We start from the raw sequence: 21,673 nt of genomic DNA on the forward strand, positions 1-21,673 counted from the left end.
CGTGCGCCAACTCGACCTCGTCGTGGTCGTCGTGTATCTGATCGCCATCGCGTGGATCGGACTGCGACTGGCCGGACGGCAGAAAACGGCGAAGGACTACTTCGTCGGCGAAGGGCACATGCCCTGGTGGACCGTCTCCTTCTCCGTGGTGGCCACCGAGACCAGCGTGCTGACCGTCATCAGCGTGCCCGGCGGCGCCTACAGCGGGCAGGGCTTCGGCAACGTCGAACTCGCCCTCGGCTACGTCATCGGCCGCGTCGTCGTCGCCACCGTGCTGATCCCCCTGTACAAGCGCGGCGGGTTCGTCAGCGCCTACCAGTACCTGGGCGACAGATTCGGGTTGAAGCTGCAAGGGCTCGCCTCGGTGACCTTCGTCTTCACCCGCCTCCTCGCCGAGGGCGTCCGCCTGTTCGCCTCCGCGATCCCGATCAAGCTGCTGCTCGACGAGTTCGGCGTGCACGCCGGTTACCGCCTGATCATCATCGTCCTCACGGTGATCACCGTCGTCTACACCTACCTCGGCGGCATCAAGGCGGTCATCTGGACCGACGCCATCCAGATGGGCCTGTACCTGGGCGGCGCCATCCTCGCCATCGCCGTGCTCTCCGGCCACGTCGGCGGCAGCGGCTTCTCCGACGCCCTGCACTCGGGCCATTTCAAGCTGTTCGACACCAACTTCGACCTGGCGCACGTCCTCACCAGCCCGTTCGCCCTGCCGACCGCGATCATCGGCGGCGCCATCTTCGCGATGGCCAGCCACGGCTCCGATCAGCTGATCGTCCAGCGCGTGCTGGCCACCCGCTCCCTGCGCGACGGCCAGAAGGCCATGATCGCCTCCGGTGTCTTCGTCACCCTCCAGTTCGCCGCCTTCTCGCTCGTCGGCGCGCTGCTGTGGTCGTACAACAAGGGCAAGAGCTTCTCGGACCTGGGCCTGACCAGCTCCGACAACCTCTACCCGAACTTCATCCTGCACGGGCTGCCCGTGGTGATCTCCGGCCTCCTCGTGGCCGGCATCCTCGGCGCCGCGATGGGCTCCCTGTCCTCCGCGCTGAACTCCATGTCCAACTCGACGGTCGCCGACATCATCCACAGCTTCTTCCGCAGCACCCCGTCGGAGGAGTCGCTGCTGAAGCTCGCCCGGGTGATGACGCTGGTGTGGGCCGTGCTGATGGCCGTCTTCGCCTGCGCCTTCAGCACCAGCACGGGCAATGTCTACCTGACCGGTCTGACCATCGCGGGCTACACCTACGGCGCGTTGCTCGGCGCCTTCCTGCTCGGCAGGATCGTCAGGCGTGCCAACGAGACCGACTCGATCGTCGCGTTCCTGGTCACCGTCGGCGTGATGACCTACGTCGTGCGCTCGGTGAAGATCGACGTCACCGTGGCGGGCGCGACGGTGCCGACCACGATCGCCGCCCAGTGGCTGGTGCCGCTCGGTGTCGTGATCACCCTGGTGATCGGCGGTGTGATGAGCCTGTTCCACAAGGCCCCCGAGGTGCGTACGGCCGGGATGGCCGACGGCGGCCCGGAGTCCGGCTCCGGCTCGGGTCGTGTCGCGGCGGGTGCCGGCGTCGAGTGAGGACTCCCCGGGGTGGGGGCCGCCGACGGGCGGCCTCCACCCCGGGACCGCACGACCGCACCGGACCGGACAGTTGGGAGAAGCCATGCGCGTGATCGGCCTGATGTCGGGCACCTCGTACGACGCCATCGAGGCGGCCGCCGCCGACCTCACCCTGGACGGCGAGACCCTGCTCATGCGGCCGCTCGGCCACCTTTCCGTGCCCTACGCCGACGACCTGCGGGACCTCATCGGTGCGACGCTGCCGCCCGCGACGACGACCACCGAGGCCGTGTGCGCACTGGACACCGGTGTCGGCCAGGCCTTCGCCGGGGCCGCGGCACGCGCGCTCGAAGAGCTGTGCGGGGGCGCCGCCGACCTGGTCGTGTCCCACGGCCAGACGATGCACCACTGGGTCGAGGACGGCGTCGTCCGCGGCACCCTGCAACTGGGCCAGCCGGCCTGGGTCGCCGAGGCCACCGGACTGCCGGTGGTGTCCGACCTGCGCGGCAGGGACGTCGCCGCGGGCGGCCAGGGCGCCCCGCTCGTCGGGATGACCGACACCCTGCTGCTGCGCGGGCTGCCCGGAGTGCCCGCGGCCCTCAACCTCGGCGGCATCGCGAACATCACCGTCGTCGCCCCCGCCGCCGAGCCCCTGGCGTTCGACACCGGCCCCGCCAACGCCCTGCTGGACGCGGCCGTACGCCACTTCACCGGCGGCGCCGCCGCCTTCGATGAGGACGGCCGCCGCGCCGCCGCCGGACGCACCGACCCCGACCTGCTCGAGGTCCTCCTCGACGACCCCTACTACCGCAGGCCCGCACCGAAGAGCACAGGCAAGGAACTCTTCCACCTGCCCTATCTGCAGCGGGCCCTGGCCGCCGTGCCCACACCAGGAACCGACGACGTCCTCGCCACCCTGACCAGGCTCACCGCCGTCACCGTCGCCGACGCCTGCCGGGCGCACGGGGTCACCAGCCTGGTCGTCTCCGGCGGAGGCGCCCGCAACCCGGTGCTGATGCGCATGATCGGCGAGGAACTGCCCGGCGTGACGCTGCGCCCCAGCGACGATTTGGGCCTGCCCTCCGACGCCAAGGAGGCGCTCGCCTTCGCCGTGCTCGGCTTCCTCACCGTCAACGGTCTGCCCGGCACCCTCCCTTCGGGCACCGGCGCCCGCCGCGCCACGCTGTTGGGCAGCATCACCCCCGGCCTGGCCCCGCTGCGGCTGCCCGAACCTGCCGCACGGCCGCCCCGCCTGCTGCGGATCACCGACCCCGCCCGCTGACCGTCGGCCGCCGTCGCGTCGTACCGTCGTACCCGAGGAGCCATGAGCACTGCCGCCGCCACTCCCGCCACCACGTCCCGCACCGACGACCCCGGACCGGCCGGGTGGCTGACGGCATGTGTGGCCGACGCCTCACGGGTCTCCACCGACGTGCCCCGCAGGGTCGCGGCCGCCCACGACGCCTCGCCGTACCTCTTCACGCCGCAGGCCGTGGTGCGCGCCGCCTCCGCCGCCGAGATCGGCGCGCTCATGGCCGGGGCGCGCCGGGCCGGCGTGCCGCTGACGCTGCGCTCCGGCGGCACCAGCCTGGCGGGGCAGGCCGGCGGCGACGGGATCCTGGTCGACGTCCGCACGCACTGGCGCTCCGCCGAAGTCCTCGACGAAGGCAGGCGCATCCGGCTCCAACCGGGACTCACGGTGCGCCAGGCCAACGCACGCCTCGCCCGCCACGGCCGCCGCCTCGGCCCCGACCCGGCCAGCGAGAGCGCCTGCACCATCGGCGGGCTCGTCGCCAACAACTCCAGCGGCATGAACTGCGGCACCCAGGACAACGCCTACCGCACCATGGAGTCGTTGCAGTTCGTGCTGCCCTCGGGCACCGTCGTCGACACCGCCGCCCGCGACGCGGACGCCGCGCTGCGCGCCCACGAGCCCGACCTCCACGCCGGACTGCTCCGGCTGCGCGACCGGGTCCGCGGCTCGGCCGCCTCACGCGCCACCATCGAGCGGCTGTTCGCGATGAAGAACACCATGGGCTACGGGCTCAACTCGTTCCTCGACCACACCGAGCCCGCCGAGATCCTCGCCCACCTGATGATCGGCAGCGAGGGCACCCTCGGCTTCGTCGGCGAGGCCGTCTTCCGCACCGTCCCCGTGCTGCCGCACACGGCCACCGGTCTGCTGATCCTGCCGGGCCTCGCCGAGGCGACCGACGCCCTGCCCGCGCTGCTGGCCGCCGGTGCCCGCACCGCCGAGCTCCTCGACGCCGCCTCCCTGCGCGTCGCGCAGCAGGCCGCCGACCCCGTCGAGGAACTGCGCGGGCTGCGGGTGGAAGGCCACGCCGCCCTGCTGGTGGAGTTCGCCGAGGACAGCGCCGAGGCACTCGACGCCACCGTGGCCGCCGCCCGGCCGGTCCTGGACCGGCTGCCCGCGGTCACCGGGTCCGCGCTCACCCGCGAGGCGGCCGTGCGCGGCCGGCTCTGGCACCAGCGCAAGGGCCTGTACACGGCCGTAGCCGGGGCCCGGCCCGCCGGGACGACCGCGCTGCTGGAGGACATCGCGGTGCCCATGGAGCGCCTGACCGGCGCCTGCGAGGGCCTCATCGGCCTTTTCGACCGGTACGGCTACCAGGACGCGGTCATCTTCGGCCACGCCCGCGACGGCAACCTGCACTTCATGCTCACCCAGGACTTCGACACCCGCGCCGAGACCGAGCGCTACGCCCGTTTCACCGACGCGATGGTCGACCTCGTCCTGGACGCCGGGGGCACCCTCAAGGCCGAGCACGGCACCGGCCGCGCCATGGCCCCCTTCGTCCAGCGCCAGTACGGCGACGAGCTGTACGACGTCATGCGCGAGCTGAAGCGGCTCTGCGACCCGCACGACGTCCTCAACCCCGGCGTCCTGCTGACCGGCGACCCGGCCGCGCACCTGCGCGACCTCAAGAGCGTGCCCCCGGTCGACCCGGCCGTCGACGCGTGCGTCGAGTGCGGCTACTGCGAACCGGTCTGCCCCACCGCCGACGTGACCACCACGCCCCGGCAACGCATCGCCCTGCAGCGTGAGATCGCCCTGGCCACCGCCGCGGGCGACGAGGAGCGCCGCCGCGCCCTGGAGGCGGACTACGCGTACGCGGCCGTCGACAGCTGTGCGGCCGACAGCCTCTGCGTCACCGCCTGCCCGGTCACCATCGACACCGGCGCTGTCATGAAGCGCCTGCGCGCGCGGCGCCACAGTCCCACCGCCCAGCGCCTGGGCAACGCCACCGCCCGGCACTGGGGGAGCGCCGTCAACGGGGTGCGCGCGGCGCTCAACACCGCTCACGCGCTGCCCGCCCCGGTCACCCGGGCGGCCACCGGCGCGGTCCGCAAGCTCGGGGCGACGGAACTGGTGCCCAGCTGGTCCGGTGACGTCCCGCGCGGCGGCCCGGCCCGCCCGGCCCCACGGCACCCCGAAGGGGCGCGAGCGGTGTTCTTCGCCGCCTGCATCGGCAGTGTCTTCGCCCCCGAGGGAGAAGGCGGCGGAGCGGCCGCCGCCTTCCTGCGGCTGTGCGAACGCGCCGGCGTCCAGGTCATCGTCCCGGAGGGTCTGACCGGCCTGTGCTGCGGCACGCCGTGGCAGTCCAAGGGCTACACCGACGGGCACCGCACCATGGCCGGCCGGACGCTGGAAGCGCTGTGGGAGGCCGGCGACGGCGGACGGCTGCCGGTCGTGTGCGACGCGTCCTCCTGCACCCACGGGCTGCAACAACTGGCCGACATGCTGCCGGAGTCCGACCGCGCCCGGTTCCAAGCCCTGCGCTTCGTCGACAGTGTCGCCTTCACCGCCGAGCACCTGCTGCCCGCCCTGCCCGCCCCGCGCCGCATGGGCAGCATGGCCCTGCACCCCACCTGCTCCACCGTCCACCTGGGCGTCGACGACGCCCTGCGCCAGGTCGCGGCCGCGGTCAGCGAACAGGTCACCGTCCCCGACAACTGGGGCTGCTGCGCCTTCGCCGGGGACCGCGGTCTGCTCCACCCGGAGGTCACGCGGTCCGCGACGGCCGCCCAGACGGCGGAGATCACCGCGGGCACGTTCGACGCGTACGCCTCGTGCAACCGCACCTGCGAGATGGGCATGAGCCGTGCCACCGGCCGCCCCTACCGGCATGTCCTGGAGCTGCTGGACGAGGCGACCGCCTGACGGGGCGACAGACGACCGGCGGGCTCAGTGTCCGCCCAGCCCCGGCAGGCACGTCCCGTCCGCGGTGCGCCCGACCACCTCGGCGTGCGCCTTCCCCCCGCCGTCCACGGTGCCGTTGACGCACACGCGCCCCTCGCCACCGCCGACCAGCACATCGCGCGGGGGGTCGAAGTGGGCACCCCTCACTTCGATCTGAGACGGTGTCAACGACAGGGCTCGCGCTGCCGCCGCGCGCAGCGCGTCCTGCGAGGTCCCCGAGGCCGCCAGCCGAGTCAGGGCCGCCGCCAGTGCTTCCGCCTTCGGCGCCGCCTGTCGGCGTTGCTCCTCGGTGATCGGCAGGGGACTGCGATAGGCGTGGTTCTCCGCGACCCGCTGGTTCCAGTCGAAGGTGATGCACGGCGAGGGTTCCGCCTGCGGCGCCTCCGGCGGCGGGCAGAAGCCCTTTCCCACGGGATCCGGGCCCCCGGCCCGTGGGTCGGCGGCCGGATCGGCGCATCCCGCGAGGGCCGCGAGCAGGACCAGCGCCAGTGTGCCGGCGAAGCGGCGGCGTGCGTGTGCCATGGCGCGATCATGCCATGTGTCGTGGACGCGGTGGCGGGCGGCGCCGCGTCCAACGCCCCGCGGTCAGCCGGGACGTCACCGCTCGGCACCCCGTGCGAGGCCGGCGGCAACGTGCCGGCCCACCCGGGCTCCGGCACCGAAGCCTTGCTCCACGGCCCGGTCGCGGATGCCACGCCGGGGAGCGCGTCCAGACGCGAGAGCAGCGGCCTTGCGGCCTCGGCTGCCTCACCGGCCCCGATCCCCGCCGCGCGCTCGAGCTCGTCCCGGGCGGACCCGCCGGATCCGGCCGTCAACAGCGCCGGCAGCGGCCACACTCCCGCGGCGGAGAACACCGTCTCCTGGCTCTGCACCCCCGGCGCCGACCGGGATTCCCCCAAGCTCAAATGGGGCTCAACAGGACGGACAAGCCATCGCCCTGCGGCTATGATGCACGTCACGTGGTGACAGACGGGGGAGAGCCGCTGTGGTGGAACTCGGGATCTTTCTGCTCCTGCTCACGTCCTTCGTGACGTACCTGGTCGTCAAGCTCCTGCGCCGCGGCAACCGCCCCACGGAGAACGCCGACGGCCTGCTCATCGAGCAGTCCCGCCGCCGGCAGGCCCATGATGACCGTTGGACGTACAACTCGGCGTCCGTGCACAACGCCCCGCTGACCCACTCGCCGGACGTCTTCCGACCCTGACCGACCGTCACACCCCCGCCCGCAGCAACACCGTCAGCCCGACGGCCGGCACAACCCGGGGCCGCTGCAGACCGGCCGCGCCACAGCCGACGGCCTTCAGTGATGAGTCGGCCATGGGAGTGCTCCCTTCTGCTGCCCATGGTCTACGCGTACCCCGGCCGTGGTGACGCATGGCGGCTCCGGCGTACGGCGCAGTCCCGGACACCGGTCGGCGTCCCGGACCCGCCCGTCGGGAGTGTGTCGGTCCGGGCGACCCTCTCGCAGCCCACACCCCCTCCATGTGAGACGCGGCGCACAACGCGGCATGGTGCGCGGTGCCGGCCGCGTCCACGCGTGGGTCCCCGCCGTGGTGCCACGGCGGGGACCTCGTGAACCCGGTTCAGACGGCGGCGCGGGTGCGCTGCTTGGCGGCGCTGATGACGTCGGGGCGCCGGCGGTGCTGCCGCTCGTAGTCCATGGCCTGCCGGGCCACCAGCGGTTCGGCGCCGCGCAGCCGAGCGGTGATCTGATCCGGGCTCATGGTGTCGTAGCCGGGCCAGGGCTGGTTGCCGCGCAGGTTCTCGATGGCGTTCAGGATGCCGACCCGGTCGCCGTGCTCGCGTTCGTAGTCCTCGATGACGGAGAGGTCCGCCTGCGAGAACATCCGCAGCCGCTGGATGATCTCGGCGACGGGGAGCCGGTCGTAGTCCGCCAGCGGGAGGTCCACGTGCCGGGCCATGGGCGGGTGGGCCTTCGGGGCCTTCCCGGCGGGCCGGGATGCGTCGGCGGCGGGACGGGGCGCCGGCTGCGTGCCCGTCCAGACGGCCTGGAGCCGCTGGGCCGTGGTGCGCAGCGTGCGGACGGCCGCGTCGGCCAGGCCGGCCGCGCCGTGGGCGTGGTGACCGTTGCCGGCCGCCGTGGTGGCCACGGCCAGCGCCTGTTCCTCGACGCTGGACTCCAGTTCGCGCAGGAGCTGTTCGTCCTGGCGGCGCAGCGTGGTCAGCAGCGCGGTGGCACGGTCGTCCTGCGCGAGGGTGGCGATGCTCTCGCCCGCACGGCAGGCCGCGAGGGCCCGCGCGGTGGCGGTGTACTCGTCCTCGGTGTTCTTCAGCAACTGGTGCTCGTCGGCCCGTGCCCGTCCCGGCAGGACGCCGCGGACCATGCGGGCGCCGACGTGCAGGGGCGCCATGGCCGTGCGGAGCGCGCCCGCCGACGCGGTCCGGACCATGTCGCCGGTGTCCCGCAGCAGATGGCGCGGCCGCATGTCGCGGACGTGGGTGTCGATGCGGGCGATGTGGTGCTCGGTCTGGGCGGCATGACGTTCCAGGGTCTGCCGATGGGGACCGACGGGGGTGACGGCCATGTCGGCCCGGAACCGGTCGACCACCGCGGCGTGTGCCTCCCGCACATCCTCGAGCGCTGGTATGAGCGCATCCGTCGTCAATGTCATGCCTGCTCCCTTGTGGGGTGTCGTGGCGGCCGTGAAGGCCGCCGTGGCGTGCGGCGGCGCCGCCGGGTGGGGCGGGCACCGGCACCAGCGTGGGCGAAGCGGATGAAGATCGCCCGGCGAGGGGACGCGGGGCCGGGGCCCGCGCCGGCGCCCGGCGCCGGTCCCTGCGGACTGCCGAGGGGCGCCCCGGCCGGCGGCCCGGTTAGCCCGTACAGGTGACGGCCCCATGCCACCGCGTGCGTGGCGGGCCGGGTTCGAGGGCCTGGGGGGCTGGGTGTTCCCGACGGCGCGTGCGCGTGCACGTGCACGGCGGCCGCCGTCCGGGGACGACGGCCGCCGGTGCTCGTACCGGACGCGCCGTGGCTCAGCCCGAGGCCAGGCGTCGCGCGGCCTCGGCGATGTGCGTACGGGAGATGCCGGCGGCGTCCAGGAGTTCCTCCGCGGTGCCGGAGCCGGGCAGGTCACGGACGGCCAGGTGGGCGAAGGCCGGGCCCTGGCGGCGCGCGGCGAGGGCGGACAGGACGGCCTCACCGAGGCCGCCTTCGGGGTGGTGGTCCTCGGCGACGACGAGGGCACCGGTGTCGCCGGCGGCGCGCACGAGGGCGTCGGCGTCCACGGGCTTGACGGAGTACAGGTCGATCACCCGGGCCGTGATGCCCTCGGCGGCCAGCGCGTCGGCCGCGGCCAGGCACTCGTGCAGGGTGACCCCGGCGCCGACGAGGGTGACCTGGTCCTCGCCCGACTGCCTAAGCGTCTTGGAACCGCCGACGGGGAAGCTCTCCTCGGGCCCGTACAGCACGGGATACGCGCCGCGCGTGGTGCGCAGGTAGGAGATGCCGTCGAGGTCGGCCTGGGCGGCCGTCAGCGCGGCGGCGGAGGTGGCGTCGCTGGGGTAGAGCACGGTGGACCCGTGGACCGCGCGCATCATCGACAGGTCCTCCACGCCCATCTGGGAGGGGCCGTCGGCACCGATCTCCACGCCGCAGTGGCTGCCGGAAAGAGCCATGGAGATCTGCGAGATGGCCGCCATGCGGATGAAGTCGTGGGCCCGGGTGAGGAACGCCGCGAACGTCGCGGCGTACGGACGGTAGCCGCGCACGGCCATGCCCACGGCCGAGGCGATCATCTGCTGCTCGGCGATGTACGTCTCGAAGTACCGCTCGGGATAGGCCTTGCCGAAGTCCTCCGCGTGCGTGGAGTTGCCGACCTCGGCGTCCAGGACCACGACGTCGGGGCGGGCACCCACGGCCACCAGCGCCTTGCCGAAGGCGACCCGGGTGGCGACCTCGTCCCCCCGCTGGAAGCGCGGCAGGTCCATGGGCGTCGTCGCGGTCACCGGCGGGCGCGGCGCGGCCTCGGGCGGCCGCGGACCACGGACGGTCAGGTGGCGCAGGCCGCCCAGTTCCTCGATGGCGTGCTCCGCGAGGTCGGGCGGCAGCGGCTTGCCGTGCCAGCCCTCGTGGTCGGCGACCTCCGGGACGCCCTGTCCCTTGACCGTCCTCGCCACGATCACGGTGGGCACCTGACCGTCGGCCGCGGTGGTCAGCGCCCGGTCGACGGACTCGAGGTCGTGCCCGTCGACGACCAGAGCGCGGCAGCCGAACGCCTCGATGCGGCGGGCGTACGCCGCGGTGTCCCACTGGAGTTCCGTCGGGCCGCGCTGGCCGAGCCGGTTGACGTCGACGATCGCGACGAAGTTGGGCAGCTGCCGCTGACCGGCCTTGTCCAGGGCCTCCCAGACCGATCCCTCGGCCATCTCGCTGTCGCCGCACAACACCCATACCCGGTACGGCTCGTGCTCCAGGTCCCGTCCCGCCAGGGCGATGCCCACGCCGTAGGCGATGCCCTGGCCAAGCGACCCGGTCGCCACGTCCACCCAGGGCAGGACGGGGGTGGGGTGGCCCTGGAGGCGGGCTCCGAAGGTGCGGTAGGTCGTCATGAGCTCCTGCTCGTCGACGGCGCCCGCGGCGTGGAACATCGCGTAGAGCAGGGGAGAGGCGTGTCCCTTGGAGAAGATGAGGTGGTCGTTGGCCGGGTTCTCGGGCTGCTGCCAGTCGTAGCGCAGGTGACGCGCCATCAGCACCGCCATCAGATCGGCGGCGGACAGGCTGGAGGTTGGGTGGCCCGAGCCGGCCGCGGTGCTGGCCCGCACGGAGTCCACACGGAGCTGCTGGGCGAGTTCGAAGACCTGTTCCAGGTCGCTGTCGGGCCCGATCGGGTGGGCGGCGGCTTTCTGGTCCGTCATGACGGACTCCCTCTTCGCGCGGGGACTCTGCTTACCTGATGCCTGCTACCCCTCCCGGGCGCGAAGGTGCGCCTCGCCCGCCGGTTCCGGCCGCACGCACCCTCCCGGCGCCTCCGGCCCGGTCTCAGCGCAGCGGCCCACCACGTGAACGCCGCCATCTGACGACGACGTACACCAGGTCGAGCACGAGCACGACGATGCCGATGACCAGCAGATAGAGCAGACCCTCGGCGACCACGCCGATGAGCCCGAGGACCACGGCCACCAGGAGCAGGAACAGGAAGAGCGCCATGGCCGGAAACACCTCCTTGGCCCGGTGGGGCGCGAGGCGATCAGCGGCGGGCGAGCTTCCGTTCGCCACCGGCGCCCGGGTGGTAGGCCATGTCGTAGTACTGGAAGATCTCCCCTTCCTGCTCGGCGGGCAGGACGTCGTCCGTCCCGATGGACGGGGCCTTCTTCACCAGCCCCTTGGACTGGGTGACCTTGACGTAGCCGGGCCCGACGACCGCCTCGTCGAGGGGGACGAAGACCAGTCGCTGCCGCGTGGGCAGGCCGGTTCGCACCGTCGCCATCGCCGGTTCGTCGGTGGAGGTGTCGACGTAGATCGCCTCCAGTGCGCCGATCTTGTGCCCTTTCGGGTCGATGACGTCGCGGTCGCGCCACTCGCGGATATCGGCTGAATGGATCATTGCGCTGCCCCTCGGTGGAGCGCCGATTCGGCACCGTGCCCCGACGCGGACGCATCAGGACCGCCCTTGCAGGTCGTCGCTTGTGACAGCGCACCGGCCCATTTCTCATGCTACGTCCGGAACCGGCATCCGGCCGGGGCACGTCGTTTACCGCCGTCAGGCGTGGCAACCCGACACCTGGGGGGCGTTCGCCTGCCGACCGGCCCCGGAGGCCGTGATGGATGTCGTGGAAGAGGAATCCTACCGTTTCCGCATCGGCCCGAGCGCGCGGATGCGCGTTCCCGGCGTCGTGTTCGCCTCGCGCGCCCTGCTGAGCCATGCCGAGAAGGCCCTGGAGCAGGTCGTCAACGTGGCGGCGCTGCCGGGCATCGTCGGAGCCTCGTACGCCATGCCGGACGTGCACTGGGGCTACGGCTTCCCCATCGGAGGGGTGGCCGCGACCGACGTCGCCGAGGGCGGCGTGGTCTCCCCGGGCGGGGTGGGCTTCGACATCTCCTGCGGCGTCCGGTTGCTGGCCGCCGACTGCGACCGCAGGACGCTCCGGCCCGCCCTGCCCGCGATCATGGACGGTCTGGGCCAGGACACGCCCCGCGGCGCGGGCACCGGAGCCGTCTGGCATCTGGGGAGCGACCGCCGGCTGGAACGCGTGCTGGTGGGCGGGTCGCGCTACGCCGTGGAGGAGGGCCACGGCGAGGAGGGCGACCTGCGGCGGTGCGAGGACGACGGCACCGTGGCCGGCGCGGACGCCGCCCAGGTGAGCGCCCGCGCCCGCGAACGGGGCCTCGGGCAGGTCGGCAGCCTCGGCTCGGGCAATCACTTCCTCGAGGTGCAGGAGGTCGCCGAGGTCTACGACGAGCCGGTCGCGGGCGCCTTCGGCCTCGCGCTCGGCCAGGTCTGCGTGATGATCCACTGCGGTTCACGGGGGCTGGGGCACCAGATCTGCTCCGACCATGTACGTGCGATGGACCGGATCATGCGGCGGTACGGCATCGAGGTCCCCGACCGGCAGCTCGCCTGCGTCCCTGTCGACTCGCCCGAAGGCCGCGCCTACCTCGGCGCGATGGCGGCCGCCGCCAACTACGCCCGGGCCAACCGCCAGCTCCTCGGAGAGCTGTCCCGCCGGGTCTTCCGCCGCGAGGCGGGCGTGCGTCTGGCCCTCGTCTACGACGTGTCCCACAACCTGGCGAAGATCGAGGAGCACGAGGTGGAGGGCGCGCCGCGCACCCTGTGCGTCCACCGCAAGGGCGCCACCCGGGCGCTGCCGCCCGGCCACCCGGACCTGCCCGCCGACCTGCGCGGCGTCGGTCAGCCGGTGCTCATCCCCGGCACCATGGGCACCTGCTCGTACGTCCTGACCGGGGTTCCCCGAGGCGACGCCTTCCACTCGACCTGCCACGGGGCCGGCCGCGAGCAGAGCCGGCACCAGGCCGCGCGCGGGGTGAGCGGCAGGGAGTTGCGGGCCCGGCTGGAGGCCCGGGGGATCGCGGTCCGCGCCTCGTCCTTGCGCGGCCTCGCCGAGGAGACGCCCGAGGCGTACAAGGACGTCTCGGCGGTGGTGGAGGCGAGCGAGGGCGCCGGACTGTGCCGGAAGGTCGTCCGCCTGGTGCCCCTGGGCGTGGTGAAGGGATAGCCCTGCGGGCCGGCCCGGCAGCGGACCGTGCGGTCAGACGTCGACCGTCGCCGCGCAGGTCCACCCGTACGGGCCGGGCGCCAGGTGGAGCTCGCCCAGGGAGACCCCCTTCGGCACCGCGCCGATCATCTCGACCGACCTCACGTCGGCCACCGCCATTCGTACGTCCAGCCCGCCGTCGTCCGCCGACGCCTCGACGTCGACGGGTACCTCCCCGTGCACCTCGAGGCGGAAGATGACCTCGTCGAGCAGATCAGCCAGCAGATCGTCGTCGGCGGCCTCCGCCACCGGTATCCGCCGCACGCACGCGGGCCGCACCCCGGCGACGTCCGCGAAGCACTCGACCAGCCCCAGCACGGCCTCCACCAGGCACTGCTCCCGGGTCGGCCCCCACGCCTCGATCCGCACATCGGCGGTGTGCGGCACCGCACGGTGCCCGCCCGCCTGCGGTCCGCCGCCGTACGTCTCGTCCTCCATGGGGGGCGCCTGCCCGGTCCAGGCGACCTCAAGTCTCCCGCGGGGCGGCGTCAGCGCCTGACGGCGCGCAGGATCACGAACTTCGGGTTCGACGCGACGACCTCGCAGTTCCCGAAGAGCCGCCGCAGGCGCACGTGGTAGCCCAGATGCCGGTTCCCGATGACCAGCAGCTCACCCCCGGGCCGCAACGCGGACCGGGCGGTGACGAACATGCGCTGGGCGGTCGCGGCGGTGACCGCCTGGTGGGAGTGGAACGGCGGGTTGTTGACGACGAGGTCGGCCCCGCCGGGCCGGACGGCGGCCGCGGCGTCGGCGGCGTCCCCGACGAGGAACCGGGCCTTGCCCCCGGGGCCGACGATGTCGCGGAAGGTCTCCTCGGCGGAGGCCACCGCCTGGTGCGACTCGTCCACGAACAGCACGTCGCTGTCCGGGTTGGCCAGTGCCACCGCGGTGCCGACCACACCGTTGCCGCAGCCCAGGTCGATCACACGGTCCGGGCCCTTGCGGTCCGGCAGGTGCGCGAGCAGGAAGCGCGTGCCGATGTCGAGGTGGTCCGCGCAGAACACGCCCGCGTGGTTGGTGACGGTGCGGCCCGACAACGGGCCGATGTCGTCGGGCAGCGCGTACCGCAGGGGCCACGGGTTCGCCCCGCGGGCCACCGAGGGATCGGGGGTGCTGAAGATCAGCCGCGCCTTGCGCACCGCCGGCGAGGTGCGGGTCGGCCCGACGATCCGCTCGAAGAGGCGCAGCGTGGAGGTGTGGATCTCGGTGACCATGCCGGTGCCCAGGACGACGGTGCCGGGGTGCAGCGCGGGCGCCAGCCGGTGCAGCTGGTCCTCGAGCAGCGCGAGGCTCTTGGGTACCCGGACGAGCAGCACGTCGACGCGCGCGGGCGGCTCGTCGCGCGTGGTCAGCATCCGCACCTCGGCGTCCGGGACGTTGCGCCGCAGGTTCGCCCGCGTGGCCTGCTGCCCGAGGTGGGAGTCCGTGATCTGGGTGGGCCGGTGCGCGGCCAGCGCCGTCGCCAGTGCCCCCCAGCGGTCGCCCAGGACGACGGTGGTGCCCGTCAGGTCCGTGCCGGTCTCCGCGAGGTGCCGCAGCAGGTAGTCGTCCGCGGCGTCCCATGCCCGCAGCGTCTCCCGCGGCTGCGCGGGGAATCGGGTCAGTTCGAGTGCGCCCCACGGCGTGCTGAAGAGGTTCATCGCCCCCTCAGGGTACGGGCTGCCCGCGTCGCCCCCGGCTACAGGCTCCCGGGGTCGCCGGTCGCGACGAAGCGGATCAGCGAGCGTTCCGGCAGCTCGAGGAAGTCGCGCAGATCCCGCGCCACCCGGTCGGTCCCGGGTTCGCCCAGTGTCGCCGTCCGGGTCCGCCACACGGCGCCTTCGCGGTCGGTGGGGCAGCTGCGCCTGCCACCGTCCGAGGCGATCACCGGTCCGGACGGCTCGGGCTCGTCTCCGACCCGGACGGCCCCGTACTCCGCGAGGAACCGCCGGACGTCGTCCGGCGATCGGATGAAGTATCCATTGCCGGCATCGGCCCACACGACCTCGCCGACGCTGCCGTAGAGGGTGATCAGGTCAGTGGGCGCCAAGCGCTCCCGGGCCAGGGCACGCGCCGCCTCGTGATCGTCCCGCCCGGCCGGGCGGACCGCGTTCGTCCCCGGGGATACCCGTGCGTGTGCTCGAAGTGCTGCGTCATCCGGGCCAGGGCCTGCGAGACCCTGCCGGCCCACGACGAGAGCCAGTCCGGCGTCAGCGCGCGCTCATCCATGACGCCGGGGCCTGCCATGGCGCCCGCTCGGCCGGTGGGCGCGCGGTCGCCGCGCACCCACCGACGTGGGGACATCAGCCCTGGGAAGCGTTCTGCATCATCTCGGCGAGCGTGGTGACGTCCTTGGCCGCGGGCGCCTTGACGGCGGAGGTCTGGCCGTAGCCGGAGTACACGATCGTCACCTTGGACGGGCCCTTGGCGGTCGTACCGGACTCCACGGTCTTCACAGCGAGGTCGTCGGCGCCGATCCACACCTCGATCTCGACGGTGCCCTTGAGGCCGGTGGCGTGCAGTTCCTTGACGTAGGCGTCGCGCTCGTCCTTGGTGATGACCTCCAGGACGGCGGTGTCCGCGGCCAGCTTCTTGATGTCCACCGTGCCCGTGTAGTGGGTCGCCGCGGCACCGGCCACCTGCTCCTCGCCGGCCTTGGCGAGGTCAGTGGCGGTGGACAGGGCGGCAAGGCTCGCGGCGGGGCCGTGCGGCAGGTCGTCGGCCGGGTTGTCCTCCGCGGAGGCGCCGTCCAGCTTCAGCCACTTCTTGCCGCCCGCGGCCGCGGCCATCTCCCCCTCGACCGGGAGGTACACGCTGCCGTCCGCCAACGTCATGTGGACCTTGCCGTCCGGGCCGGCCATGTCCCGCATGTCGGCGTCGGAGCCGGGGTCCATGCTCAGCTCGGCCCCCTCGGCGCCCTTCTTCCAGCTCAGGGTGCCCTCGGCCTTGACGTTGCCGTCGGCCGGGTCGACGGTGTCGACGGCGACCTTCGCGGAGGCCTGCTGCTCCACCGCCTTGGCGGCGTTCCGCAGGGCCTCAGCCGGGGAGATCTCCTTCTCCGCCGGCTTGGCGGAGCTCTGCGTCGACTCGGCCTTCGGCGTGTCCTTCGTGGAGTCACCACAGGCCGCGAGACCGAGCACGAGCGTGCCGGCCGCAGCCGTGATCGCCACAAGGCGGCGAATGCGCATGAAAGTTCCCCCCTGGGAGGTGAAAAGTTGTGCAACGATCAATGGATCCGAACCATACAACAGTCGTCGGACACCTAAACGCGCAGGTCGCGTAGCATGCTCAGGGCGTGACTGGTCGAGGCCCGGTCAGGTACGGACTCGCCGCAAACTCACGCGGCCCCTGCCCGGTACCGGACGATGACCGCCCGGCTACCGCTGTTCGCCGTCCCTTCGGGGGAGAGCAGGGTGCCTGCCCCGAACAGCGTGTGCGTGCCGGGTGCTGCCGCCAGGTCCGACACCGAGAGCCATTGGCGTTTCGAGGGCTCCACCCCTGTGTTCGTCCAGCCCTCGACCCGTGGCGGGGCGTCGATGCCCAGATACCGGCCGGTGGGCGTGTGGCGCAGCCAGGCGCCCAGCACCAGGCCCCCGGAGCCGTCGGGTGCCACCGGCTGTATCACGGCGTCGTGGGCGGCTCTGGGCGGGTAGGCGGAGCTCTTCCACCGATGGCCGTCCCAGTGCATGAGAAAGTGCTCGAAGGGCGGGTCGGTCGGCGCCTCGTCCTCCGGCTCCCAGGTGTGTGCCCCCAGCGCCCACACGTCATCTGCAGCGAGGACACGGACATAGCCGAGGGTGCTGGTCTCTCCGGGCAGCGCCCCGTTCCGGGTGAAGCGGTGCTCCGGCAGTCCCGTCCGCTCCCAGCTGTGTCCGTCGTAGTGCATCGCCATGACCTGGTACGGGGGAGTGAGGGCCATCCGCATGCCCACGGCCCAGACGTTGTCCGGAGACGAGGCGTCGAGATCACGGACCCGGACCGGCAGTTCGGTTCGTTGCCAGCGGCGGCCGTCCCAGTGCCACAGGACGCCCAGGCAGTCGACAGCCCAGGCGTCGCGCGAGGACAGCACGCGCAGGGTGGCGATGCGGAAAGGGACGGGTATCCGGTGCCAGCGCTTGCCGTCCCAGCGCATCGCCGGACGGGGCCGCCCGCCGTCCGGCTGCTCCGGGCCTTCCGAGGGCGGCGGATACCGTCGGCGCGCCTCCACTTCGAACGGTGGATACGGCATGGACTCCCGACGGTAGATCCATAAGTCATGCGGGCCCGACGCCGCAGCCTTCAGTTCGGGGTCGCCGCGGAGCTCGACGGGCAGTTGCGCGGGGCTCCAACGGCCGGCGGCATAATGCAGCAGACTGCCGCGCCGGTGGTCGGGCTTGCCCATGCTGCCGACGGCCCACGCTTCGTCGGCAGAGACGGTGACCAGGCTGTTGAGGCCGGAATCCGGCACTGGGCTGCGGTAGTCGATCTGCCACGCGCCCCCATCACCTTCCGGCCTGACCGGCAGGCCCGACGGGTCCGGGGCGCTGTCGCAACCTGCCGCCAGCAAGGCCAGGCCCAGCGCCGCCGCTGCGGCACGCAGCCCCGCAGGCACCCGGCCGGCACGTCCGGCGGCTGCTGCACGAAGTGCGCCGGCCGGCCGGCGGTGGACAGCGTGGCGGGTTGACCACGGCACAATGGGCATACGTCCCTTGCCAGGTGGTGGGTTGAGGCACCAAGGACCCTACCAAGGTGGGGAAACCGGTCGCCCGCACGTTGGCCGTCGAGGCACTGCGCGGGCGCTTCACCCTGAAGTCGCGTCTGTTCAGGCGACGGTGACCCAGTGACGCCGCACGGCGCCCGACCCGGTTTCCTGGTCACCGTCGGGTTCGAGGACGCCGCCGTTGCGCTCGATCGTCCGCGCGGAAGCGGTGTTGGCGGCTTCGCAGACATCAGCACCCGCGCCGGCCCCGGGCCACGCGCCTCGTCGAGCATCCGGGCCGGGGCCAGGGTGGCGAGTCCACGGCGGCGCGAGGACGGCCGGTTGCCGGCCCCGGGGGCCGGTAGCCCCACTGTGCAGCCGTGAAGTCGGGACCGGGTGGGTGGGGACGGAGTGCCGTGCGTGCAGGGGGGCTTGTGGCGGAACCGTGGTGCGCGACAACGTTGTCACTTGAGCTGCGGATGACTATACCGGCCCGAGAGGCAACGTTGTCAAGGGAGTTGACGTGCACCCGAGGCGGTCTTCCCGCACACCGGCGGGGCGCGCTACTGTCCCCGCGGCTTGTGTGACCCGTGGTGCGCGACCCGTCCGGAAGAAGGGTCGCGTCATGCGTTTGCCTCCGACGTCCGTGCTGCTGTCCGCCGTCCTGGCGGTCGGCGGCGCCGCTCCCGCCCTGGCGTCGCCCTCCGCGCCGCCACCGGATCTCGTGCAGGACCCCACCTCCTACGTCGACCCCCTGATCGGCACCAGGAACGGCGGCAACGTCTTCCCCGGCGCCGTCGTGCCCCTCGGCATGCTGTCCTGGAGCCCCGAGACCACCCGTGGCGACGCCACGCGCACCACGGCCCCGGGTGGTTACCACTACGACGCCACCCGCGTCCGGGGCTTCAGCCTCACCCACATGTCGGGCACCGGCTGCGCGGGCGGCAGCGGCGACATCCCGTTCCTCCCGTACGCCGGCGAGGTCACCACCTCGCCGGCCGCCGACACCAAGGACGCGGTGTACGCCGCGGACTTCAAGCACGCCGACGAGACCGCCGAGCCCGGCCGCTACAAGGTGGGCCTGTCCTCCGGCGTGACGGCCGACCTGACCGCCACCGCGCGCACCGGCTCCGGCCGCTTCACCTACCCCGCGGACAAGCCCGCCACCATGCTGATCCGCACCGCCAACTCCGAGGTCGGTTCGACGGACTCGACCGTGACCATCGACCCGCGGACCCGCACCGTCTCCGGCTCGGTCACCTCGGGAAACTTCTGCGGCTACCTCGACCCGGAGGGCCGCCGCTCCTACTACACCCTGTACTTCACCGCCCGCTTCGACCGGGCCTTCAAGGCGACCGGCACCTGGCAGGACGACAAGGTGACCCCCGGGTCCACCAACGCCGCCGGCGGCACCGGAGGCTTCTCAGGCGGCGGGAACCCGGTCGCCGGCAAGGGGGCGGGCGGCTGGGTCGAGTTCGCGCCCGGTGACGGACCGGTGAACGTCAAGGTCGGCATCTCCTACGTGAGCCAGGCCGGCGCCGAGGCCAACCTCGCCGCGGAGAACCCGCGGCACCGCTCCTTCGACGCCGTACGGGACGCGGCCCGCCGCGCGTGGCGCGAGCGGCTGGGCGCGATCAAGGTCGGCGGCGGCACGGACGCCGAGCGCACCACCTTCTACACCGCGCTCTACCACGCGCTGATCCATCCCAACGTCATCAGCGACGCCGACCGCAGATACCGCGGCAGCGACGGCGAGGTCCACAAAGTGGCCCGCGGCCACCAGGCGCAGTACGGCACCTTCTCCGGCTGGGACGTCTACCGCTCGCAGGTCCAGCTGCTCACCCTGCTGAGCCCGCGCACCGGCTCGGACATCGCCCAGTCGCTGTACGAGCTCGCGCGGCAGAACGGCGGCGTCTGGGACCGCTGGCTGCACGGCGCCGCCGGCACGCACGTCATGAACGGTGACCCGTCGCCCGCCGCCCTCGCCGGGATCCGGGCCTTCGGCGGCACGGACTTCGACCTGCGCGGCGCGCTGGACTCCCTGGTGAAGGCGGCGACCGTGCCGACGGAACGGGACCTCTCGGCGGCGGGCAAGCCCATCCTGTCCGTGGGTCAGCGCCCGTCCCTGGACAAGTACCTGAAGCTGCACTACATGCCGTCCGTCTCCAACGCCTGGGGCGGCGCCGCCGAGACGCTGGAGATGTCGGGCGCCGACTTCGCCCTCTCACAGCTCGCCTCGGCCGCGGGGGACAAGCGCACCGCCGCCGACTTCGCCCGGCGCTCCCAGTGGTGGCAGAACAACTTCAACCTCGCGGCCGATCCGAGCGGCGGCTACATCGCCAACCGGGCGGCCGACGGCAGCTGGGTCACCGGGTTCACCCCGGCCACCGGCAACGGCTTCGTCGAGGGCACGGCCGCCCAGTACACCTGGATGGTGCAGCACGACCCGGCCGGGCTGTTCGCCGCGATGGGCGGCCGCGACAAGGCCCTCGACCGGCTGGACGCGTTCTTCCACACGGCGGACGGCAAGTGGGCCTTCACCGGCAGCGGCGGCGAGAAGTCGGAGATGGACAACGAGCCGTCGATCAACGTGCCCTACCTCTACGCCTACGCGGGCGCGCCCTACAAGACGCAGGAGACGGTGCGGGCCGCCATGGGCGCCCTGTGGTCCACGCAGCCGGGCGGCATCCCCGGCAACGACGATCTCGGCGCGATGTCGTCCTGGTACGTCTTCTCGGCCCTCGGCATGTACCCGCAGGTGCCCTCCCGTGCCGAACTCGTCCTCGGCTCCCCGCTGTTCCCGCGGATCGAGATCGAGCGCCCCGCCGGGAACGACATCTCCATCCGCGCGGCGGGCGCGGCGGCCGACGCTCCGTACGTGCGATCACTGAAGGTCAACGGCCGCGCCAGTGACCGCCCGTGGCTGCCCGCCTCCTTCGTCCAGGACGGCGGCAGGCTCGACTACACGCTGTCGGGCACGGCCGACCGCGCCTGGGGCGCGGACGCGGCCGACGCGCCGCCCTCGTTCCGGGAGGGCGAGCAGCCGTACCAGGTCGGCGTGGGACCGACCACGGCCACGATCGCCCCGGGCGGCGGCACCAAGGTGGGGATCCGCGCCCTGTCGTTGCGCGGCGGTCAGGCACCACAGGTGCGCTTCCGCGTCGAGGTGCCCGACGGCGTCACGGCGTCCCCCGCGGAGGGGACGTTCACCGACGGCTCCCAGGAGATCACCCTGTCCACGGCCGGGGACGTCAAGCAGGGCTTCTACGACGCCAAGGTCGCGGTGAGCTACGGGGACACCTCGTACGAGCAGCCGGTGGCGCTGACGGTGGCCGCTCCCGGCTCCCTGATCGCGGCGTACAACAGCACCGGCATCTCGGACGACTCCGGCGACCACGACGAGGCGGACTACGACGGCGGCGGCTGGAGCTACTCCCGTCAGGCCCTGGCCGCGGCCGGCCTCACCGGTGGCACGCGGGGCACGGTCCCCGGAGGCCTCGCGTTCACCTGGCCGCAGTCCCCGGCCGGCCGTCCCGACAACGCCTCCGCGACCGGCCAGACCATCGAACTGCCCACCCCGGCCTCGCGGCTGTCGTTCGTCGGCAGCGCCGTCAACGGCGACCAGCAGACCACGGCGACGGTCACCTACGCCGACGGAAGCAGCGGCGCCGTCGACCTGTCCTTCACCGACTGGACGGTCGGAGGAGGCGGCGGCAGCGTGCGGTTCGGCAACGAGGTCGTCGCCAAGACCGCGTACCGGAACGTGGCCGGCGCGGACAAGGACCCGGTGGCCACGTACGTCTTCGCCACCAAGCCGTTCACGGCACCGGACGGCAAGACCATCACGAGCGTGAAGCTCCCGGACAACACGGACCTCCACGTCTTCACTCTCGCGGTGGACTGACGAGGACAATCCCAGGGGTGGGCGCGGAGGAGACTCCGCGCCCGCCCTTCGCGCTGCCCGCAGCGGCGCGCCGGACAAACGCTGCCCGGTCCT

General features: G+C 73.0%; 16 protein-coding genes. 6 read left to right on the forward strand and 10 right to left on the reverse strand.

Annotation, left to right across the window (positions count from 1 at the left end; all coding sequences use genetic code 11):
- The first annotated feature begins 1 nt into the window (after position 1).
- From AC3EUJ_RS18020 to AC3EUJ_RS18030, 3 genes are all read left to right on the forward strand, one after another.
- Complete coding sequence (locus tag AC3EUJ_RS18020) at positions 2 to 1,579, forward strand: sodium:solute symporter (RefSeq protein ID WP_431962457.1); 1,578 nt, start codon at positions 2 to 4, stop codon at positions 1,577 to 1,579.
- Positions 1,580 to 1,664: 85 nt separating this feature from the next.
- Entirely contained in the window at positions 1,665 to 2,843 is a 1,179-nt protein-coding gene (locus tag AC3EUJ_RS18025) for an anhydro-N-acetylmuramic acid kinase (protein WP_431962459.1), read from the forward strand.
- 42 nt (positions 2,844 to 2,885) lie between these two features.
- Complete coding sequence (locus AC3EUJ_RS18030; RefSeq protein ID WP_431962461.1) at positions 2,886 to 5,744, forward strand: FAD-binding and (Fe-S)-binding domain-containing protein; 2,859 nt, start codon at positions 2,886 to 2,888, stop codon at positions 5,742 to 5,744.
- A gap of 24 nt (positions 5,745 to 5,768) precedes the next feature.
- Here the strand turns inward: AC3EUJ_RS18030 and AC3EUJ_RS18035 are convergent, their stop codons facing one another.
- A complete protein-coding gene (locus AC3EUJ_RS18035; protein ID WP_431962463.1) occupies positions 5,769 to 6,305 on the reverse strand; it encodes a precorrin-3B C(17)-methyltransferase in 537 nt (178 codons plus the stop codon).
- Between the two features lie 463 nt (positions 6,306 to 6,768).
- Between AC3EUJ_RS18035 and AC3EUJ_RS18040 the strand changes: the two genes are divergently transcribed.
- A complete protein-coding gene (locus tag AC3EUJ_RS18040) occupies positions 6,769 to 6,987 on the forward strand; it encodes a hypothetical protein (protein WP_431962465.1) in 219 nt (72 codons plus the stop codon).
- A gap of 379 nt (positions 6,988 to 7,366) precedes the next feature.
- Here the strand turns inward: AC3EUJ_RS18040 and AC3EUJ_RS18045 are convergent, their stop codons facing one another.
- The 4 genes from AC3EUJ_RS18045 to AC3EUJ_RS18060 all read right to left on the reverse strand — a co-directional run bounded on the left by AC3EUJ_RS18045 (position 7,367) and on the right by AC3EUJ_RS18060 (position 11,350).
- Positions 7,367 to 8,416: a hypothetical protein gene (locus AC3EUJ_RS18045; RefSeq protein WP_431962467.1), complete on the reverse strand. Its 1,050-nt coding sequence runs from the start codon at positions 8,414 to 8,416 to the stop codon at positions 7,367 to 7,369.
- Between the two features lie 364 nt (positions 8,417 to 8,780).
- Complete coding sequence (locus AC3EUJ_RS18050) at positions 8,781 to 10,661, reverse strand: transketolase (RefSeq protein WP_431962469.1); 1,881 nt, start codon at positions 10,659 to 10,661, stop codon at positions 8,781 to 8,783.
- A 124-nt stretch (positions 10,662 to 10,785) separates the two neighbouring features.
- Complete coding sequence (locus AC3EUJ_RS18055) at positions 10,786 to 10,953, reverse strand: hypothetical protein (protein ID WP_431962471.1); 168 nt, start codon at positions 10,951 to 10,953, stop codon at positions 10,786 to 10,788.
- 40 nt (positions 10,954 to 10,993) lie between these two features.
- The gene (locus tag AC3EUJ_RS18060) at positions 10,994 to 11,350 is read right to left on the reverse strand and encodes a PRC-barrel domain-containing protein (RefSeq protein ID WP_431962473.1); all 357 of its coding nucleotides are present in this window, start codon (positions 11,348 to 11,350) and stop codon (positions 10,994 to 10,996) included.
- A gap of 217 nt (positions 11,351 to 11,567) precedes the next feature.
- On the opposite strand from AC3EUJ_RS18060, the gene AC3EUJ_RS18065 reads away from it, so the two are divergent.
- Positions 11,568 to 12,980, forward strand: coding sequence for an RtcB family protein (locus AC3EUJ_RS18065; RefSeq protein ID WP_431962475.1), 1,413 nt, complete (start codon positions 11,568 to 11,570; stop codon positions 12,978 to 12,980).
- 33 nt (positions 12,981 to 13,013) lie between these two features.
- Here the strand turns inward: AC3EUJ_RS18065 and AC3EUJ_RS18070 are convergent, their stop codons facing one another.
- The 5 genes from AC3EUJ_RS18070 to AC3EUJ_RS18090 all read right to left on the reverse strand — a co-directional run bounded on the left by AC3EUJ_RS18070 (position 13,014) and on the right by AC3EUJ_RS18090 (position 17,445).
- Complete coding sequence (locus AC3EUJ_RS18070; protein ID WP_431962477.1) at positions 13,014 to 13,457, reverse strand: archease; 444 nt, start codon at positions 13,455 to 13,457, stop codon at positions 13,014 to 13,016.
- Between the two features lie 50 nt (positions 13,458 to 13,507).
- Positions 13,508 to 14,659 carry a methyltransferase gene (locus tag AC3EUJ_RS18075; protein ID WP_431962479.1) on the reverse strand — a complete coding sequence of 384 codons (1,152 nt, stop codon included), beginning with the start codon at positions 14,657 to 14,659 and terminating at the stop codon, positions 13,508 to 13,510.
- Between the two features lie 38 nt (positions 14,660 to 14,697).
- The gene (locus AC3EUJ_RS18080; protein ID WP_431962481.1) at positions 14,698 to 15,048 is read right to left on the reverse strand and encodes an SMI1/KNR4 family protein; all 351 of its coding nucleotides are present in this window, start codon (positions 15,046 to 15,048) and stop codon (positions 14,698 to 14,700) included.
- Between the two features lie 253 nt (positions 15,049 to 15,301).
- Entirely contained in the window at positions 15,302 to 16,186 is an 885-nt protein-coding gene (locus AC3EUJ_RS18085) for an SCO4651 family lipoprotein (protein WP_431962483.1), read from the reverse strand.
- A 149-nt stretch (positions 16,187 to 16,335) separates the two neighbouring features.
- On the reverse strand, positions 16,336 to 17,445 hold the full coding sequence (locus tag AC3EUJ_RS18090; protein ID WP_431962485.1) for a hypothetical protein: 1,110 nt from the start codon (positions 17,443 to 17,445) through the stop codon (positions 16,336 to 16,338).
- A gap of 856 nt (positions 17,446 to 18,301) precedes the next feature.
- On the opposite strand from AC3EUJ_RS18090, the gene AC3EUJ_RS18095 reads away from it, so the two are divergent.
- Positions 18,302 to 21,580, forward strand: coding sequence for a GH92 family glycosyl hydrolase (locus tag AC3EUJ_RS18095; protein ID WP_431962487.1), 3,279 nt, complete (start codon positions 18,302 to 18,304; stop codon positions 21,578 to 21,580).
- The last annotated feature ends 93 nt before the right edge of the window (positions 21,581 to 21,673 follow it).

Source organism: Actinacidiphila sp. bgisy160 (assembly GCF_057707815.1).

Coding starts and splice junctions, on each gene's coding strand:
- AC3EUJ_RS18025 (WP_431962459.1), top strand. CDS start 1,665: ATGCGCGTGATCGGCCTGATGTCGGGCACCTCGTACGACGCCATCGAG.
- AC3EUJ_RS18030 (WP_431962461.1), top strand. CDS start 2,886: ATGAGCACTGCCGCCGCCACTCCCGCCACCACGTCCCGCACCGACGAC.
- AC3EUJ_RS18035 (WP_431962463.1), bottom strand. CDS start 6,305: ATGGCACACGCACGCCGCCGCTTCGCCGGCACACTGGCGCTGGTCCTG.
- AC3EUJ_RS18045 (WP_431962467.1), bottom strand. CDS start 8,416: ATGACATTGACGACGGATGCGCTCATACCAGCGCTCGAGGATGTGCGG.
- AC3EUJ_RS18050 (WP_431962469.1), bottom strand. CDS start 10,661: ATGACGGACCAGAAAGCCGCCGCCCACCCGATCGGGCCCGACAGCGAC.
- AC3EUJ_RS18055 (WP_431962471.1), bottom strand. CDS start 10,953: ATGGCGCTCTTCCTGTTCCTGCTCCTGGTGGCCGTGGTCCTCGGGCTC.
- AC3EUJ_RS18060 (WP_431962473.1), bottom strand. CDS start 11,350: ATGATCCATTCAGCCGATATCCGCGAGTGGCGCGACCGCGACGTCATC.
- AC3EUJ_RS18065 (WP_431962475.1), top strand. CDS start 11,568: ATGGATGTCGTGGAAGAGGAATCCTACCGTTTCCGCATCGGCCCGAGC.
- AC3EUJ_RS18070 (WP_431962477.1), bottom strand. CDS start 13,457: ATGGAGGACGAGACGTACGGCGGCGGACCGCAGGCGGGCGGGCACCGT.
- AC3EUJ_RS18075 (WP_431962479.1), bottom strand. CDS start 14,659: ATGAACCTCTTCAGCACGCCGTGGGGCGCACTCGAACTGACCCGATTC.
- AC3EUJ_RS18085 (WP_431962483.1), bottom strand. CDS start 16,186: ATGCGCATTCGCCGCCTTGTGGCGATCACGGCTGCGGCCGGCACGCTC.
- AC3EUJ_RS18095 (WP_431962487.1), top strand. CDS start 18,302: ATGCGTTTGCCTCCGACGTCCGTGCTGCTGTCCGCCGTCCTGGCGGTC.